The 14,988-nt window shown below is 73.3% G+C and carries 17 protein-coding genes; 5 read left to right on the forward strand and 12 right to left on the reverse strand.

Annotated features, from left to right (window positions below):
* Positions 1–40 precede the first annotated feature (40 nt).
* From DVK05_RS08290 to DVK05_RS08305, 4 genes are all read right to left on the reverse strand, one after another.
* Entirely contained in the window at positions 41–658 is a 618-nt protein-coding gene (locus DVK05_RS08290) for a HemK2/MTQ2 family protein methyltransferase (protein ID WP_121562901.1), read from the reverse strand.
* Positions 655–1,839, reverse strand: a complete 1,185-nt coding sequence (locus DVK05_RS08295; RefSeq protein ID WP_394338858.1) for a mechanosensitive ion channel family protein — start codon at positions 1,837–1,839, stop codon at positions 655–657. The genes DVK05_RS08290 and DVK05_RS08295 overlap by 4 nt, the downstream gene beginning before the upstream one ends.
* Entirely contained in the window at positions 1,836–2,747 is a 912-nt protein-coding gene (locus DVK05_RS08300) for a 16S ribosomal RNA methyltransferase A (RefSeq protein ID WP_121562903.1), read from the reverse strand. Before DVK05_RS08300 ends, DVK05_RS08295 begins: the two co-directional genes overlap by 4 nt.
* 73 nt (positions 2,748–2,820) lie before the next feature.
* The gene (locus DVK05_RS08305) at positions 2,821–3,456 is read right to left on the reverse strand and encodes a DUF655 domain-containing protein (protein ID WP_121562904.1); all 636 of its coding nucleotides are present in this window, start codon (positions 3,454–3,456) and stop codon (positions 2,821–2,823) included.
* 102 nt (positions 3,457–3,558) lie between these two features.
* Here DVK05_RS08305 and DVK05_RS08310 point away from each other — a divergent pair, with 102 nt between their 5' ends.
* Entirely contained in the window at positions 3,559–4,371 is an 813-nt protein-coding gene (locus tag DVK05_RS08310; RefSeq protein WP_121562905.1) for a hypothetical protein, read from the forward strand.
* Positions 4,329–5,078: a class I SAM-dependent methyltransferase gene (locus DVK05_RS08315; protein ID WP_121562971.1), complete on the forward strand. Its 750-nt coding sequence runs from the start codon at positions 4,329–4,331 to the stop codon at positions 5,076–5,078. Before DVK05_RS08310 ends, DVK05_RS08315 begins: the two co-directional genes overlap by 43 nt.
* 27 nt (positions 5,079–5,105) lie before the next feature.
* Here the strand turns inward: DVK05_RS08315 and DVK05_RS08320 are convergent, their stop codons facing one another.
* From DVK05_RS08320 to DVK05_RS08330, 3 genes are all read right to left on the reverse strand, one after another.
* Positions 5,106–5,540, reverse strand: coding sequence for a universal stress protein (locus DVK05_RS08320; RefSeq protein WP_121562906.1), 435 nt, complete (start codon positions 5,538–5,540; stop codon positions 5,106–5,108).
* Positions 5,541–5,615: 75 nt separating this feature from the next.
* Positions 5,616–5,972 carry an RNA polymerase Rpb4 family protein gene (locus DVK05_RS08325; protein ID WP_121562907.1) on the reverse strand — a complete coding sequence of 119 codons (357 nt, stop codon included), beginning with the start codon at positions 5,970–5,972 and terminating at the stop codon, positions 5,616–5,618.
* Between the two features lies 1 nt (position 5,973).
* Positions 5,974–6,267 carry a 50S ribosomal protein L21e gene (locus tag DVK05_RS08330; RefSeq protein ID WP_006112901.1) on the reverse strand — a complete coding sequence of 98 codons (294 nt, stop codon included), beginning with the start codon at positions 6,265–6,267 and terminating at the stop codon, positions 5,974–5,976.
* 272 nt (positions 6,268–6,539) lie between these two features.
* Here DVK05_RS08330 and mptA point away from each other — a divergent pair, with 272 nt between their 5' ends.
* The gene (gene mptA / locus DVK05_RS08335; RefSeq protein WP_053770660.1) at positions 6,540–7,466 is read left to right on the forward strand and encodes a GTP cyclohydrolase MptA; all 927 of its coding nucleotides are present in this window, start codon (positions 6,540–6,542) and stop codon (positions 7,464–7,466) included.
* 15 nt (positions 7,467–7,481) lie between these two features.
* Here the strand turns inward: mptA and DVK05_RS08340 are convergent, their stop codons facing one another.
* The 3 genes from DVK05_RS08340 to DVK05_RS08350 form a co-directional block, all read right to left on the reverse strand.
* Entirely contained in the window at positions 7,482–8,285 is an 804-nt protein-coding gene (locus tag DVK05_RS08340) for a TrmB family transcriptional regulator (RefSeq protein ID WP_121562908.1), read from the reverse strand.
* Positions 8,286–8,409: 124 nt separating this feature from the next.
* Positions 8,410–10,068: a DUF255 domain-containing protein gene (locus DVK05_RS08345; protein ID WP_121562909.1), complete on the reverse strand. Its 1,659-nt coding sequence runs from the start codon at positions 10,066–10,068 to the stop codon at positions 8,410–8,412.
* Between the two features lie 179 nt (positions 10,069–10,247).
* Entirely contained in the window at positions 10,248–10,469 is a 222-nt protein-coding gene (locus DVK05_RS08350) for a hypothetical protein (protein WP_121562910.1), read from the reverse strand.
* A 281-nt stretch (positions 10,470–10,750) separates the two neighbouring features.
* Here DVK05_RS08350 and DVK05_RS08355 point away from each other — a divergent pair, with 281 nt between their 5' ends.
* Positions 10,751–11,806, forward strand: coding sequence for an asparaginase (locus DVK05_RS08355; RefSeq protein ID WP_121562911.1), 1,056 nt, complete (start codon positions 10,751–10,753; stop codon positions 11,804–11,806).
* 105 nt (positions 11,807–11,911) lie between these two features.
* Positions 11,912–12,634 carry a hypothetical protein gene (locus tag DVK05_RS08360; RefSeq protein WP_121562912.1) on the forward strand — a complete coding sequence of 241 codons (723 nt, stop codon included), beginning with the start codon at positions 11,912–11,914 and terminating at the stop codon, positions 12,632–12,634.
* 104 nt (positions 12,635–12,738) lie between these two features.
* Here DVK05_RS08360 and DVK05_RS08365 read toward each other — a convergent pair whose 3' ends face one another.
* Together DVK05_RS08365 and DVK05_RS08370 are read right to left on the reverse strand one after the other, a co-directional pair.
* On the reverse strand, positions 12,739–13,950 hold the full coding sequence (locus DVK05_RS08365; RefSeq protein ID WP_121562913.1) for a carbohydrate kinase family protein: 1,212 nt from the start codon (positions 13,948–13,950) through the stop codon (positions 12,739–12,741).
* On the reverse strand, positions 13,947–14,918 hold the full coding sequence (locus DVK05_RS08370; RefSeq protein WP_121562914.1) for a ribose 1,5-bisphosphate isomerase: 972 nt from the start codon (positions 14,916–14,918) through the stop codon (positions 13,947–13,949). The genes DVK05_RS08365 and DVK05_RS08370 overlap by 4 nt, the downstream gene beginning before the upstream one ends.
* Between the last annotated feature and the right edge of the window lie 70 nt (positions 14,919–14,988).

Consider the following 14,988-nt stretch of genomic DNA (forward strand, 5'->3'; position numbering starts at 1 on the left):
CTAATACGTTTTATGCCTTACAGTAATCTACTGCGGAGGCCTACGCCCGACGGAGGGCCAGCACCGTGAGCGTCTCGAAGGGGAACGACTCCTCGACGACCGGCTCGGCCGCGAAGCCGGCCTCGTCGGCTGCGTCGAGCACCTCGTCGTACCCGGTGAGCGAGGAGACCAGGAGGAGGACGACGCCGTCCGGCGCGAGCGCGCGCCCCACGTCCGCGAGGAACGGTTCGATGAGCTCGCGGCCCGACTCGCCCCCCGAGAGCGCGTGCTCCATCCAGTCGTCCCACCCGTTGTCGGGGTCGGTGGGCAGGTACGGCGGGTTGAAACACACCGTGTCGAACGCGTCCGCGCGGAACGGCGAGAGCAGGTCGGCGACGACCGCCTCGACGCCGCGCTCGCGGGCCTGACGCGCGGCGTGCGGGTTGAGGTCGCCACCGACCACGTCGAGGCCGCGCTCCTCGGCGATCCGCTCGGCGACCCACCCCGACCCGGTGCCGACCTCCAGCACGCGGCCGTGCGCCTCGGCGACCGCCGCCTCCGCGAGCAGACCGGAGTCCTCCGCGGGCTGGTAGACGACCGCGTCGTCGACGCCGCGCCGCGCCGCGAGGCCGTCGTCGTTTCCGTTTCCGCCGCCGCCTCCGCTCCCGTCGCCGCTCATCGGTCACCCTCCGCCCCGTCGCCGTCGGTCGACGCCCCGTCCGCGTCGCCGGCGTCGGCCGAGCCGCCGCGCGTCGCCGCGCGGCTCTCGACGGCGGCGTCCAACTGCGGACCGGAGGCGCCCTCCGTGCGGGCGGAGAGCGTCTGCTGCGGGAACGGGATGACGATCCCCTCGTCTTCGAGCGCGTCCTTCATCGCGCCCATCGCGGCGGTCTGGGTCCGCCAGCGCTTGCGCATGCTCGGGTTGCGGATCCAGTACCGGAGCCCCAACACGACCGCCGAGTCGCCGAAGCGCTTCGTCACGGCGTTCGGCTCGGGCATCTCCGCGATGTCCTCGACGCCCGCGACCGCCTCCTCGACCACCGCGGCCGCGCGCTCGACGTCGGTGTCGTAGTCGACGCCCACCTCGATCTCGATCCGCAGCCGGTTCCGGCGCGACCGGTCGACGATCGACCCGGACCGGACGTCGTCGTTCGGCATCGTGATCACCTCGCCGTCGAACGACCGCAGCCGCGTGCTCATGATCGATATCTCCGTCACCGTCCCCTCGTGGTCGCCGATCACCACCCAGTCGCCGACCTCGAACGGCCGGGAGAACATCAGCACGAACCCGGCCAGTATCGCGCCGAGCGTCTGCCGCGCCGCCATGCCGACCACGATACCCAGGAACCCCGCGCCGACGAGGAGGCTGCCGACGTTGTCGGTGAACAGGCCGACGACGGCGAGGATCGCGGACGTGTAGACGCTCAGCTGCGTGATCCGCAGGATGACCTCCTGCTGGTGTTGCGAGATCGAGGCGCTCTCGGCGCCGATCTCGCGGATGACGCCCCCGAGGAAGTCCGTGAGCGCGTACGCGATCGCCAAGAGCAGCACGGCGAGGACGACGTTCGACAGCTGGTTCGCGCTCAGCGCCGACCGGGCCGTCTCGAAGAGGGCGCCGCTCTGGTCCCACACCGCGATCAGCGTGATCGCGCCCAGCGCGGTGGCGCCGCCGACGCCCGCCGACAGCAGGAGCCGTTGCGTCGAGCTGAGCTCCCTGTCGCCGCGCCGCAGTCGCCGCGTGAGGAGCCGGACCCCGAGCACCGCGACGACGATCCCCACCGAGGCGGCGAACCGCTCGGCGTTGCCCGCGAGCGCGCGCTGAAGCTCCGTCACGAGGCCGATCCAGCCCGTCATCGTCACGCCTCCGCGGGGGAGCCGCGCTCGCGGGCCAGCTCCGCCAGCGCCGCGAACGCCGCCGGCTCCAGCGTGCCGGGGCGGCTGCTCAACAGCTCCTCGTCCGCCGCGTCCACGACGGCCTCCGGGTCGTCGAGCCCGGAGATGTGCGCCGTGTTCCGCACCGCGTTCCGCACCGTCTTGCGCCGCTGGGTGAACACCGCCTTCACGAACCGGAGGAAGAACGCCTCGTCGCCGACGGCGTAGTCGGGGTCCCGGGGGGTACAGCGCACGACGGCGCTCTCGACGGCCGGCTGGGGGTCGAACGCCTCCTTCGGCACGCGCTCGACGATCTCCACGTCGGCGTAGTGCTGCGCCGACACCGAGAGGCGGCCGTACGCGGACTCGCCGGCCGAGGCCACCATCCGGTCGGCGAACTCGGCCTGGAACATCACCACGAGCGGCTTCTTCTCCGGGAGCAGCCGGAAGGCGATCTCCGAGGAGACGCCGTACGGCAGGTTGGCGACGCAGGCGGAGAAGGGCGGGAGGTCCACGTCGAGCGCGTCGCCCTCGACCACGTCGAGGAGCCCGTCGGCGACCGCGGCCGCGAACTCCTCGCGGAGGAACTCGGCGAAGGCGCCGTCGCGCTCGATCACGGTGACGCGGCGGGGCGGGCCCTCGCCCGTCGCGGCGGCGTCGTCAGTCGCCGTCGCCAGCAGCCGGTCGGTGAGCGCCCCCGCGCCGCCGCCGATCTCGAGGAGGTGGCTCCGGTCGGCGTCGTCCGGGAGGTAGCCCGGGATCCGGTCGAGGACCCGGTCGTCGACGAGGAAGTGCTGGTCGCGGTCGGGGTCAGCCCGCGCGCCGGCCCGCCTCGCGAGCGCGTCGGGGTCGCGCTGCCCGTACGCGGCGCCCTCACCCGTCGATGAGTCGGTCATAGCCGGGGTACACGCGGTGTTCGGGTAAAAGTCTCGTTTCGGGGACACCGGGAGGACCCGGGGGCGGCGCGGCTCACTCCTCGCGCCCGACGAACGTCCGGTACTTCAGGTCGGACTCGCGGATCTCCTCGACGATCCGTTCGAGGATCACCTCCCGGGGGCGGTGGAGCCCGGAGATCCGCTCCTCGACGTCCGCGAAGCTCTCGAACGGCCCGCGCTTCCGCTCGTCTAAGAGGTCGTTCCGCAGCTTCTTGCCGATCCCCGGCAGCAGGTTCAGCTGGTGGAGCCGGAGGGTGATCGGCCCGGCCTCGTTGTAGAAGTCGACGAACCGCTCCTCGTCGGCGTCGACGATCGCCTCGACCGCATACTCGACCTCCGCGGCCGCGTTCCGGGTGAGGTCGTCGAACGACACCTCGCGGTAGCGGCCGACGTCCGGGCCGTCCAGCGCGATCCGGTCGCCGACGGAGGCGTCCGCGTCGTCGGCGAGCGTCAGTTCGTACAGCGCGAACGACGGCGCGCCGAGCGCGTACGCCACCGGCGATTTGCGGGACTGCGGGCGGTCGTCGTCGGGGCGCCCGTTCGGCAGCACGTCGAGCAGGACGGCGGTGGGGCCGCCGCCGTCGTCACTCTGTTCCGCTCCGGCGTCCGCGGCGGCGCCACCCCCGTTCCGGTCGTCTGCCGGCGTCCCGTCGCCGTCGGCGTTGTCCATGTATCGTTTATCGCTCCGAGCGGTGAAAAAACCGCTGGCGAGGCGAGTCGCGGCGCGGCCGCCGACGGTCGGATTCAATAGCGTCGGGTGCGACGTGGTACCATGGCGAAACCGGACCCCGAGGAGCTGGTTCGACTCGTCGAGGCGTTTCCCGGACCGTCGGTCGAGGCGGACGGCTCCGACCGCGGCGAGGCGACTGAGGCGACCGAGGCGACGGAGGTCGGTCGGGTCGACGAGTTGCTCGACGGCGCGTACGGCGCCCTGACGCGGCGCTGGTACCCCGAGCTCCGCCGGCGCGCCGCGGCGCACGCGGACGGCGACTGCCTCCGCGAGCGGGTGCTCGAACACGTCGAGGCCGTGCCGTCGTTCCGCCTCTCGGACGGGCCGACCGCGCTGACGGAGCGGCGCGAGGCGCTCGCGGAGGCGGCGGCGCTGACCGACGAGGTCCGCGAGATCGCGGAGTGGTACGGCACGCTCCGGTCGCGGCTGGAGGGCGACCGGGCGTCGCTGACGCGGGGCGAGCGGCTGCTCCACGACTTCGGCTACGCGCTGGCGCACGTCCTGTTCCTCGGCGCGTCGTCGCCGCGCGCCGTCGTCCGGCGGCTCCGGCTGGCGTACCGGTCGGTCGGCGTCAGGATCGACGAGACGGCCTCCGAGGGAGGCATCGAGGAGACGACGTTCACCTGTCCGTACCGGAACGTCGCGGCCGGGACCTGCGGGAAGCGGTGGGTGTGTCACGAGAAGCTGGACCGCGTCGACGACGGCTACGTGTCGTACCTCGCGGAACGCGGGATCAGCTACCAGCGGCCGCGGGGCTGTGCGGACTCGGAGCAGTGCCAATCGACGGTCGCCCGCGACGGGCCGGCGCGGTGGTGGCCGAAGACGCCCCCGGCCGCGGTCGGCGCCGACTCGTGACCCGGGACGGCGCGGCGAGCGGCCGGGCGGGTTCGGAGGCGCCCGCCGCGGAGCCGGACTCGGGGCGCCTGCGTCGGGTCCGGCGCAGCTACGACGCGTGGGCCCGCGTCTACGACTGGTTCGCGCGGGCCACGGCGTCGGTCGGCGGCGTCCGCGCCGCCTGCGTCCGCTCGCTCGACCTCGCGCCGGGCGACACCGTCGTCGAGTTCGGCTGCGGTCCGGGGGTGAACCTCCCCGCGCTCCGGGAGGCCGTCGGGCCGAGCGGCCGCGTCGTCGGCGTCGACGTCTCAGCCCGGATGCTCGACCGGGCCGCGGGGCTCGTCGCGCGGCGCGGCTGGGAGAACATCTCGCTCGTCGAGGCGGACGCCGAGCGCCCGCCGGTCGCGGCCGCGGACGCCGTCCTCGCGACGTTCGTCACGTCGCTTTTCCCCGATCCGTACGCGGTCGTGCGCCGCTGGTTCGACCTGGCGGACGCCGTCGTCGTCGCGGCGTTCGTCCCGGAGGGAAACCGCGCGGCGAACGCCGCGCTCCGGGCGTTCGTGGCGCTCAACGGGCGGCTCTTCGACGCCCGGACCGACGACCCGCTTGGCATGCTCGCGGAGCGGACCGCCGCGGCGCGGCGCGCCCTCGACGACGGCGCGGCCGTGCGCGAGCGCGACCGACGGCTCTTCGGAACGATCGTCGTCGAGGCCGGCCGCGACCGGTGACGCGCGGGACCCGGCGCCCGCCCGGGGTCACCCGGAGACGGGGACGGAGACGACCGTGGCGTCCGCGGTCCGGATGACGCGCTCGGTCGTGCTGCCGAGGAGGTCGTCGGCCGCGGCGTCGAGGCCGCGCTTGCCCATCACGACCGCGTCGGCGTCGACGGCGTCCGCGTGCGCCGCGATCTCGTGGGCGGGGACCCCGGACTCGATCGCGGTCTCGCTGTCGATGCCCGCGTCCGCGACGGCGGTCGCGACCCGGTCGACCGCCGCCGCCAGCCGCTCGCGGCGCTCGGGGTCGTCCTCGTCGAACTTCTCCGGCTTCCCCGACCGCTCGTACATCGGTATCTCCTCGACGACGCCGAGGACGTGTACCGTCCCCTCCGCCGCCGTGATCTCGATCGCGTCGTCGACCGCGTCGAGGGCGGCGTCGCCCTCGCCGGTCGGCACGAGGGTGGTCTGGTACATGCGGCTCGACGTACGGGCGGAAATCTGAAAAAACGTGTCGGCGACCCGTCCCGCCGGGCCGGGTGGGACCCGCGGTCAGGCGTACTTCGCGACGACGTTGAGGATCTCGTCGAGCTCGTCGCCGTCGAGCGAGTAGCGCTCCTGGGCGAACACCGAGCGGAGCTCCGTGCGGTCCTCGGGGAGCAGGTCGGCGATCTTCACCGCGGTCGGCACGTCGATCTGGTCGAGCTCGGTGAGCTCCTCGACGAGCTCGCGGGACTCGTCGGCGTCGAGGTCCGCGAACCGGTTGACGTGCTCGATCGCGCGGGCCAGCTCGTAGCGGAGGTCGCGGTCCTCGTCGGCCGCCCGCTCTTCTTCGATCTCCACGAGGATCTCCTTCGCCTCGGAGGTGGTGACGTACTCCTCGTCGAGCTTCTCTTTGAAGATCGTCATCTCAGTTCTGCTGCGCCCGCATGTGGGCGGCGGTGACGATGAGGGTCTTCGTCTTGCCGCCGTCCGGAATCTCGACTTTGAACGCCGACCCCTGCTTGCCGACGACGGTGCCGGTCCGGCCGTCGAAGCGGGGGTGGAAGCGGCCCTTGGGGACGCTCGGGTCGATCTTGAGGTGGACCTGCGACCCCTCGTCGAACTCCTGGATCGCTCGCTGCGGCGGGGAGGTGCCGCGGTTGCGGGGCTTGTTCGAGAGCTTGTCGCGAGTCGCCTTCTGCGGCCCATTGGAACTCGGCATGGTCTTGGGATACCTTCCGCTGCCGCCGTTATAAATCGTGCGTTACGACCCGCAGGACGTTGGCTCCTCACACACGCGGCGATCCGCGGGACCCGGCGACGCCGGAACCGCTCGATCGACGGGGGTTCGGGGACGCCGCGCTCGCGACCCGCTCCTCTCGCGACCCGCTCCTCTCGCGACCCGCCCCTCGCGCGGCCGGGTGCGCACGCGACTACCAGACGAACCTCCCCCTTCCGAAAGGGCTAATCCCGGGAGTCCCTATCATGTTCGTAATGAGTCATCAGCTGCCGGACGTACAGGCGTCGTCCCCCGACGTCACCGTCGGGCTCTCGCAGGTCGGCGTCACCGGCGTGGAGAAGCTCGTCAAGCTGGCGCGCGGCGACAAGCGCCCCATCGTTCTCATGGCGGAGTTCGAGGTGTTCGTCGACCTCCCGAGCGGCCGGAAGGGCATCGACATGTCGCGGAACCTCGCGACGGTCGACGAGATCTTAGAGGACATCACCCGCGAGGAGGCGTACCGCGTCGAGGACGTCTGCGGCGACGCCGCCGAGCGGCTCTTGGAGAAGCACGACTACACGACCACTGCCGAGGTGTCGATGACGGCCGAGCTCGTCACCCGCGAGCACACGCCGGCGTCGGACATCGAGACCCAGAGCACGGCGACGATCGTCGCCAGCGCGACCGCCACCGAGGAGGGGACGCGCGAGGAGATCGGCGCCGAGGTCACCGGCATGACCGTCTGCCCCTGCTCGCAGGGGATGAGCGAGTCGCGGGCCCGCGAGAAGCTCGCCGAGCTGGGCGTCGACGAGGAGACGACCGAGGAGTTCTTAGACGCCGTCCCGCAGCCCGGGCACTCCCAGCGCGGCCACGCGACCCTGACGATCACGACGGACGGCCACCCGGACGTGGACCTGCGCGACGTGATCGACGTCGCCCGCGACTCGATGAGCGCGCGCATCTACAACATGGCGAAGCGGCCCGACGAGGACCACATGACCTACGAGGCCCACGCCGACGCGAAGTTCGTCGAGGACTGCGTCCGCGCGCTCGCCGAGGGCACCGTCACCGAGTTCCCGCACCTCTCGGACGACGCCGTGATCCACATGAAGCAGTCGAACGACGAGTCGATCCACCAGCACAACGCCCACGCCGAGCGCGAGGTCCGCTTGGGCGACCTCCGCGACGAGCTCGACCGATAGCCCGCCGGGACGGCCTCAGAACGTCAGCAATTCCGAGTCCGCCCAGCGCGGCTCGAACTGCTCTTTCACGCTCGTCGCGAAGTCGATGTCCTTCACGTCGATCATCGCGAACGGCTCGTCCGCCGACAGCGGGTGCGGGACCTCGATGCACACCTCTATCTCGTCGAAGACGTTGAACGTCCCGTCGACGTTCGGGGAGGTCCGGACCTCGAACCCGTCCATGTCGGCCAGCTCCGACGTGTACCGGCGCCCGACGCTCCGCGGGAGCGCGTCGACCGTCGCCGGCGACAGCAGCACGCGGATCTCCACGCCGCGTTCGAGCGCGGACTCGAGCTCGGCGGTCACCTGCTCGCCGATCGTTCCGAGGTCGAAGCCGGTCGCCGGCGCGCCCGCGACCACGACGACCCGGCGCTCCGCGGCGGCGATCCGCTCTAAGAGGAGGTCCGTCGCCTCCTCCGCGCCGACGGCCGCGGTCCAGAACTGGCCGTCGACCGGCTCGCCGGCGTCGAGCTCCGCCGAGAGGTCGTCGACCACGGACTCGTACTGCTCGGCCTGCGTCCGCAGCTCCTCTTTCTTCTCGTCGAGCAGCCGGTCGAGCGCCGCGTCCGGCTCGACCGCGACGTACTTCTTCGGGCGGCTCGCGGCCTGACTGCGGACCAGGCTGTGTTGCTCCAAGCTGTTGAGCACGTCGTAGATCCGTCCCATCGGGACCTCGCTGGCCCGCGAGAGGTCCTTGGCCGTCGTCGGCCCGGTCCGAAGGAGCGCCCGGTACGCCCGGGCCTCGTACTCGGAGAGCCCCAGGTCGCGAAGAGATGCCATACGCTGGGATGCCCCGGCGTCCGTATAAACGCATCGTCCGTTTACGATCCGCGAGGTGCCTCGCGGGCGACCGTCGAAACGAGGCCGCTGCCGCCGGCGCGTCGATCCAGCCCGGTCCCGGATCTCAGGCGAGCACGTCGCCGACCCGGTCCATCAACTCGTCGGGCGTTTCCGCCGGCTCCGAGGCGCCGTCGCCGGCGAGGACGACCGCGGTCCCCTCGGGGACCGTCCGCGGCGCCGGCGCGTCGGCCTCGTGGGCGTTCGGCGCGACGACCTTCTCGTGGTCGGCGACCCGCCACGCGGCGCGGTGGAGGTCGCTCCCGGGCGCCGTCCCGACCGCGATGACCGTCGTGCCGCGCCGGAGCCGGGCCGCGAGGCTCCCGTAGGCGGCGACCTGAACGCTCAGCCGCTCGGTGGCGCCGGCGAACGCCTCGGCGGTCTCGCGGGCGACCTCGCGGTAGCGCTCGGCGCCGGTGAGCGCCGCGAGGTCGCAGAGCGCCGTCGCCATCTCGACGTTGGCGTCGAGCGGGCGGAACGACCGGTCGAGCAGCCCGGGTCCGCTGCGCGGGCCGTCGACGAAGGAGCCGTCGACGCGGAGCCGGTCGATCGCTCGGTCCGCGACCGCGCGGGCGACGGCGGCGCCCTCGCCGCGCACGCCGGCGGCGCGGACGTACGCGCCGACGACGCGGGCGGCGTCTTCGAGCAGGTCTGACTCGCCGGTCTCGTCGCTGCCGCGGTAGTGCGTCACCTCGCCGGTGTCGGCGTCGATCAGGTCGCGTTCGAGCCCGTCGAGGATGCGCCCGCCGTACTCGCGGGCCCGCTCGTCGTCGGTGTAGGCGGCCACCGCGAGGAGCGCGTCCGCGGCGAGCGCGTTGCCGCCCGCGAACACGGTGAGGTCGCGGCGGGGCTCGTCCAGGTCCGCGCGGTCCTCGGCGGGCGCGGCGTAGTAGGCGCGACCGAGCCCCGGGCCGAGGCTCCCGCCGACGCCGTAGCCCGTCCAGAGGTCGTCCGTGAGGAAGGAGACGGCGTCGAGCGCGGGGTCGAGGTAGGCCTCGTCACCGGTGTAGAGGAAGGCGTTGGCGAACGCGCGGGTGACGGCGGCGTTCGTGTCGAGCGGCTTCTCGTAGGCCACGTCGCCCCAGTCCGACGTGCCCGCGTACCGGAAGAACCCGCCGTCGACGTCGTCGGTCAGGTGGTCGCGGACCGCGTCGAGCGTCCGGAGCGCCCGATTCCGGTCGCGCTTCAGCGCGAACTCGACGGTGCGGGGGAGCGGGAACTTCGCGTCGGTCCCCCAGCCGGCGTGTTCGGCGTCGTACTTGGCCTCCAGCTGGCCCGCCAGGTGGCTTTCTATCGCGTCGGTCACCTCGCCGCGGGGCGGCAGGTCGGCGTCGAGCGCGCGGGGGACGCGCCCGGCCTCCCGGCCCTTGTCGGCCCACATCTGCCGGACCGACTCGAGGACCTGCCGCATCCCGTCGACGTCGAGGTAGCCCGCGCCCGTCAGCAGCGTCCCCTCGGGCGCCAGGAAGGCGGTCGTCGGGAACCCGCCCATGTTGTACCGCTCGCGCACCCGCGGGTGGCGGTCGACGTCGACGCGGACGGGGACGAACCCCTCGTTGACGTTGGCCGCGATCCGCGGCTCCGCGTAGGTGATCGCGTCCATCTCGTGACAGCCCTCGCACCAGGTGGCCGACAGCGAGAGCAGCACCGGGCAGTCGCGCTCGTCGGCCTCGGCGAACGCCTCGGGGCCCCAGTCGCGCCACTCGACGCGGGTCTCGTCGCTCATATCCCCAGTCGGACTGGGGCGGGGGTAAGCGCTTCGAGAGCGGCCCGCTGGGACGGGACGCGGAGGGCCGCGGAGCGGCGGCTGTGAGGGGAAACGACGGAGGGCGGAAGGAGGGCGCTGCGTCGGTGTCCACGCGACGCGTCGGCGTTCGGACGGGCGGTTTTATCGACGGTCCGGCGTCAGCGCTTGTAGTCGTGGCCGAGCGCGAGCGCGAGGGCGTTCGCGAATAGGAGGGCGACGAACAGCTGCCCGGTGCCGCCGTCGAGCCCCGAGTACAGCAGCACGGGGTACGCCGCCGGGATGGCGATGGCCGCCCAGAAGGCGGCCGCCTTGACGGTACCGGTCATCAGCCCGGCGAGCCGTTCGCCGGAGGCGATCTGGGTGGGAGCGGGGGTTGACATGGACACTTCCGCGTACGACGGGGACCCACATATACCCCGCCGAGGGTTCGGCGAATTTCACGGCGTTTCTCGACCGATCGGGTCGTTTTACAACCGGCGCAGAAACGTTTTAACCGTTCATCGAGCCCGCTAATCCTTTGTTCTCGGATCCCCGCCGATCCGGGCGTTCCGGTCGCTCCCGGGGCGTCCAGCGGGGCCGACCGCGGCGCCCCGGCGAACGCGGGGCCTGAACGACTGCCGCGGCACCAACCGCTTTGTCCGTCGGGCGGCGAGGGAGAGGCATGACCGAGACCGATCCCCGCGACGGACGCGATGACCGGACGGACCGAGACGACGCGCGCGCCGACGGCGGCCGCCCGCGGGTAGCGGTCGTCGCCTGCGGCGGCACCATCGCCTCGGAGCCCGGCGACGACGGCGCGGCGCCCGAGAAGACCGGCGACGACCTCGTGGCCGCGGTGCCGGCCGTGTCGGACCACGCCCGGGTGACGACGACCGAGGTATGCTCGCAGCCGGGGTTCGACGTGCGGTGGCGGGACGTGCTCGCGACCGCGGCGGCCGCCCGCGACGCGGTCGGCGAGGGGGCCGACGGCGTCGTCGTCACCCACGGGACGGACACCCTGGCGGACACCGCGTTCGCCGTGGACCTCCTCACGGACCTCGACGCGCCGGTCGTCGTCACGGGCGCGCAGCGCCGCCTCGACGAGCCCTCCAGCGACGTGCCGGCGAACCTCGCGCTCGCGGTCCGGGCGGCCGCGGACGCACGGTTCTCGCGCGGCGTCCACGTCGCGTTCAACGACGAGCTCCACGCCGCCCGCGACGTCGTGAAGGGCCACAGCAACGCGCTGTCGACGATGACCTCGCCGGGGACGGGGCCCGTGGCGACGTTCACCCGCGACGCCTCCCGGCTCGTCCGAGCCCCCGAGCGCGGCGTCGCGGTCGACCCGCTCGCGGACGCGATAGAGGGCCCGTCCGACGTGCCCGAGGTCCCGGTGATCCACTCCGGGACCGGCGTCGGCGCGGGCGCGGTCGAACGCGCGCTCGACGCGGGCGCCGGCGGCGTCGTGGTCGAGGGCACCGGGCTCGGCAACGTGACCGGCGCGCTCGGCGACGCGCTCGGCGAGGCGGTCGCGTTCATGCCGGTCGTCGTCGCCGGCCGCCCGCCGGCCGGGCCGACGGAGCCGGTGTACGGGACGCCGGGCGGCGCCGTCACGCTCGCGGACCACGGCGTGACCTTCGCCGGCGACCTCCCGGCGGCGAAGGCGCGCGTCGCGCTCGCGCTCGGCCTCGCCGCGGGGCTCGACGGCGAGGGGATCGAGGCGCTGTTCGCGCCGGCGTGACGCGAGCGCGGGCGCGCTGAAGGGGCGGAATCGCCCGGCGGTGTCGGTCAGACGGTTGTTTTCGTTTACACGAGGCCCTTATGTGTCGCCCGCGTACCGGGAGGTATGAGTCAGCTCACGCGACGAGCGGCCCTCTACGGCGTCGCCGGCGGCGTCGCCGCGCTCGCGGGGTGTACCGAGGCCGGCGTCCCGGCGGACGGGGACGGCACCGACGGCGGGGACGGAGACGGAAACGGCACGGACGGGAGCGACGGAGACGGAAGCGACGGCGGAAACGGAGACGGAAACGACGGCACCGACGGCGACGGGAGCGACGGGGACGGCGGCGACGGAGCCGACAGCGACGACGAGGAGGTAACGACGGTCGTCCAGCAGGTCGGTGCCGCGCTCTCGGGCCCCGCGTGGGACCGGACCGAGCGGCGCGGCTTCTGTACGCTGATCGCCGAGGAGGGGGACGCCTCGTGGCTCCTCGACGACGCGCCCGAAGCGGTCCGCGCGTTCGTCGAGGAGACCGACTTCGCGGCGTCGGTGCTCGTCTACGTCGAGTCCGTCGGTCCCGACACCTGCCACGACGAGATCACGTTCGATAGCACCGGCATGGGCGTCGAGGACGGGACCTTCGTCGCGGACGCGACGGTCCAGGGGCCGGGGAGCGACGACGTCGCCTGCGGCGAGGCGATCACCTACCCGGCCGCGCTGATCCGGGTCACGAGCGACCCGCTCCCCGACGCGGCCCGGCTCACCGTCACCGACGGCTGGGGCGAGACGGGGACGGTGCGCGACGAGGAAGGCGTCCCGGACTCGGGCCGGCTCGCCGGCGGGATCTGATCCGCCGGGGACAGCTCGACCGTTCCTGTTTCGGTCGCCAACGACGTGGGGGTCCGCTCAGCGCCGCTGTGCGAGGCCGCGGCCCGCGGACGACGCCCGCGCGCTCAGGCCCGGACCTCGATGAGGAGGTCCGTCTCGGGCGACTCGCCCATCCGCTCGCGGACGCGGTCCCACGAGAGGTCGGTGCGGGCGGTCACCGACTCGGTGGCGACGGCGCCGCAGGCGTTGCCGACGAGTATCGGCACCTGGTAGTCGCGCGGGTCGTGCGAGAAGCCGTCGCCGGTGATCTCCGGCTCGCGCAGCGCGGCCGCGAGGAACCCGGCCGCGAAGGCGTCGCCCGCGCCGGTCGTGTCGACCGGGTCGACGTCGAACCCCGGGTGCGAGACGCTGCCGTGCGGCGTCCGCACCGTCGCGCCCTCGTCGCCGAGCTTGATCGCGACGACGCGGTCGTCCGGCTCCCACGGGTCCACGTCGGTCGCCGCGTCGAGCGCGTCGGCCTCGCGGTCGTTTACGAAGAGCACGTCGCTCGCGTGGAGCGCGGCGTCGAACTCGCGGTCGGCGACGCGGCGGCCGGGGTCGAAGCTCCGGGTCGCGCCGGCCTCCGCCGCCGCGGTCGCGAGCGCCGCGGCGGTCTCGGGCTGCTGGCCGGTGAGGTGGAGGTGGTCGGCGGCCGCGAGCGTGTCGCGGTCGAGCCCGGCCGCGGAGAAGGACTCGTTGGCGCCGTCGTTCGCGAGCATGAGCAGCTCCCCGCCGCCGTCGACGATGACGTACTTCACCGAGGTGGGCTCGTCGGCGTCGACGAGCACCTGTCCGGGGTCGACGCCGGCGCTGGCGAGCTCGCGCAGCGCCAGCGCGCCCGACTCGTCGCCCCCGACGCTGCCGTAGACGACCGACTGGCCGCCGAGGTCGACGAGCCCGACCGCGACGTTCGCCGCGCTGCCCCCGCCGGACTGTTCGAGCCGGTCGATCCGCGTCTCGCCGTCCGGCTCGGGGAGGCTGTCGACGTGGATCGTCACGTCCCAGTTGATGTGGCCCGCCGAGACGACCTTCGGCACGCGGTCGGCGTCGTCGGGCGTCAGGTCGGGGTCGCGGTCGACCGCGGGGTCGACATCGTCGTCGGAGCCGCCGGCGGCGGTTCCGTCACCGGTGTCGCCGCCGGCATCCGGGTCGCTCGCGTCGTCGGAGGGGTCGCCTTCCCACTCGTCGACCTCGCTTTCCCACTCCGCGACGGTCTCGTCCCAGTCGTCGACGCCCTCGCCGCCCGCCGAGTCGCCCGACGGCGGGTCGTCGCCCGGCGCGCCGTCGCGCCCGCTCATGGCTCGGCCCACGGCTCGGCGGCGCCCTCGCCGAACAGTTCCCGCATCAGCGTCACGATGCTCTCCGGGGGGAATTGCCCGTGTTCGGTGACGATCGCGTCCATGTACCGCGGCGGCGTCACGTCGAACGCGGGGTTCTCGACGGTGATCTCGCCGATCGCCTCGCGGGTCCCCGGCTCGATCACCTCCTCCTCCGAGCGCATCTCGATCTCGACCGTGTGGCCCGTCAGCGTCTCCGGGTGGAGCTTGATCGTCTGCGCGGCGGTCATGATCGGCACGCCGCGCTCGCGGGCGTTGACCGCGAGCCCGGAGGTGCCGATCTTGTTGATGACGCCGCCGTCCGCGGCGATCGAGTCGGCGCCGACGACAACGTGGTCGACCTCGTCGAGGTAGCGCCGCGCGGCGGAGTCGACGATGAGCGTGACCGGAACGCCCATGTCGCGGAGCGCCTCGGCCGTGATGTGGCCCTGCTGGCGCGGGCGGGTCTCCTTGACGACCGCCGAGATGGACTTGCCCTGCTCGACGGCCGCCTCGATGCACGCCAGCGCGTCGGTGGAGTGGCAGTGGGTCATCACCGTGTCGCCGTCCGCGAGCCGGTTCGCGCCGACGCGCCCGAGGTCCTCCTGCGCGCGGTCGAGCTGGTCGACGAACGACTCGCTGGCGTCGACGACGCTCCGGCGGAGCCGGTCGACCGAGTCGCCCTCCATCCGCTGGAGGACGTACCGGAGGGCGTTCGGCAGCGACACCGCGGTCGGGCGCGTCTCGCGGAGGGTCCGGGCCGCGGCGCGCATCGACGCGCGGAACGCCTCGGGGTCGCTCGCGGTCGCGTCCGCCTCGGCCGCGGCGTCCGCCTGGTCGGCGAGCGCCTCGGCGGCGGCGGAGGCGATGGTGGCCGCGCCGCGGATCTCCATGGTCGCGATCGACTCGGCGGTCTCGCGGACCGCCGGCGACGGCTCCGTGTCTGTCATACCGATCCGGTAGCCGCCCGTGTATTTATAAAACCGGCCGACTGGCGGCGCGGGGCGTCGGGCCGCGCCG

Origin of the sequence: Halorubrum sp. Atlit-8R (genome assembly GCF_003666025.1) — an archaeon.
Classification (GTDB): domain Archaea; phylum Halobacteriota; class Halobacteria; order Halobacteriales; family Haloferacaceae; genus Halorubrum; species Halorubrum salinarum.

Bases quoted from the DNA above. Each gene is read 5' to 3' on its own strand.
- DVK05_RS08305 (WP_121562904.1), bottom strand. From the start codon at position 3,456: ATGGACAACGCCGACGGCGACGGGACGCCGGCAGACGACCGGAACGGG.
- DVK05_RS08300 (WP_121562903.1), bottom strand. From the start codon at position 2,747: ATGACCGACTCATCGACGGGTGAGGGCGCCGCGTACGGGCAGCGCGAC.
- DVK05_RS08320 (WP_121562906.1), bottom strand. From the start codon at position 5,540: ATGTACCAGACCACCCTCGTGCCGACCGGCGAGGGCGACGCCGCCCTC.
- DVK05_RS08340 (WP_121562908.1), bottom strand. From the start codon at position 8,285: ATGGCATCTCTTCGCGACCTGGGGCTCTCCGAGTACGAGGCCCGGGCG.
- mptA (WP_053770660.1), top strand. From the start codon at position 6,540: ATGAGTCATCAGCTGCCGGACGTACAGGCGTCGTCCCCCGACGTCACC.
- DVK05_RS08290 (WP_121562901.1), bottom strand. From the start codon at position 658: ATGAGCGGCGACGGGAGCGGAGGCGGCGGCGGAAACGGAAACGACGAC.
- DVK05_RS08330 (WP_006112901.1), bottom strand. From the start codon at position 6,267: ATGCCGAGTTCCAATGGGCCGCAGAAGGCGACTCGCGACAAGCTCTCG.
- DVK05_RS08310 (WP_121562905.1), top strand. From the start codon at position 3,559: ATGGCGAAACCGGACCCCGAGGAGCTGGTTCGACTCGTCGAGGCGTTT.
- DVK05_RS08350 (WP_121562910.1), bottom strand. From the start codon at position 10,469: ATGTCAACCCCCGCTCCCACCCAGATCGCCTCCGGCGAACGGCTCGCC.
- DVK05_RS08370 (WP_121562914.1), bottom strand. From the start codon at position 14,918: ATGACAGACACGGAGCCGTCGCCGGCGGTCCGCGAGACCGCCGAGTCG.
- DVK05_RS08365 (WP_121562913.1), bottom strand. From the start codon at position 13,950: ATGAGCGGGCGCGACGGCGCGCCGGGCGACGACCCGCCGTCGGGCGAC.
- DVK05_RS08325 (WP_121562907.1), bottom strand. From the start codon at position 5,972: ATGACGATCTTCAAAGAGAAGCTCGACGAGGAGTACGTCACCACCTCC.
- DVK05_RS08345 (WP_121562909.1), bottom strand. From the start codon at position 10,068: ATGAGCGACGAGACCCGCGTCGAGTGGCGCGACTGGGGCCCCGAGGCG.
- DVK05_RS08360 (WP_121562912.1), top strand. From the start codon at position 11,912: ATGAGTCAGCTCACGCGACGAGCGGCCCTCTACGGCGTCGCCGGCGGC.
- DVK05_RS08355 (WP_121562911.1), top strand. From the start codon at position 10,751: ATGACCGAGACCGATCCCCGCGACGGACGCGATGACCGGACGGACCGA.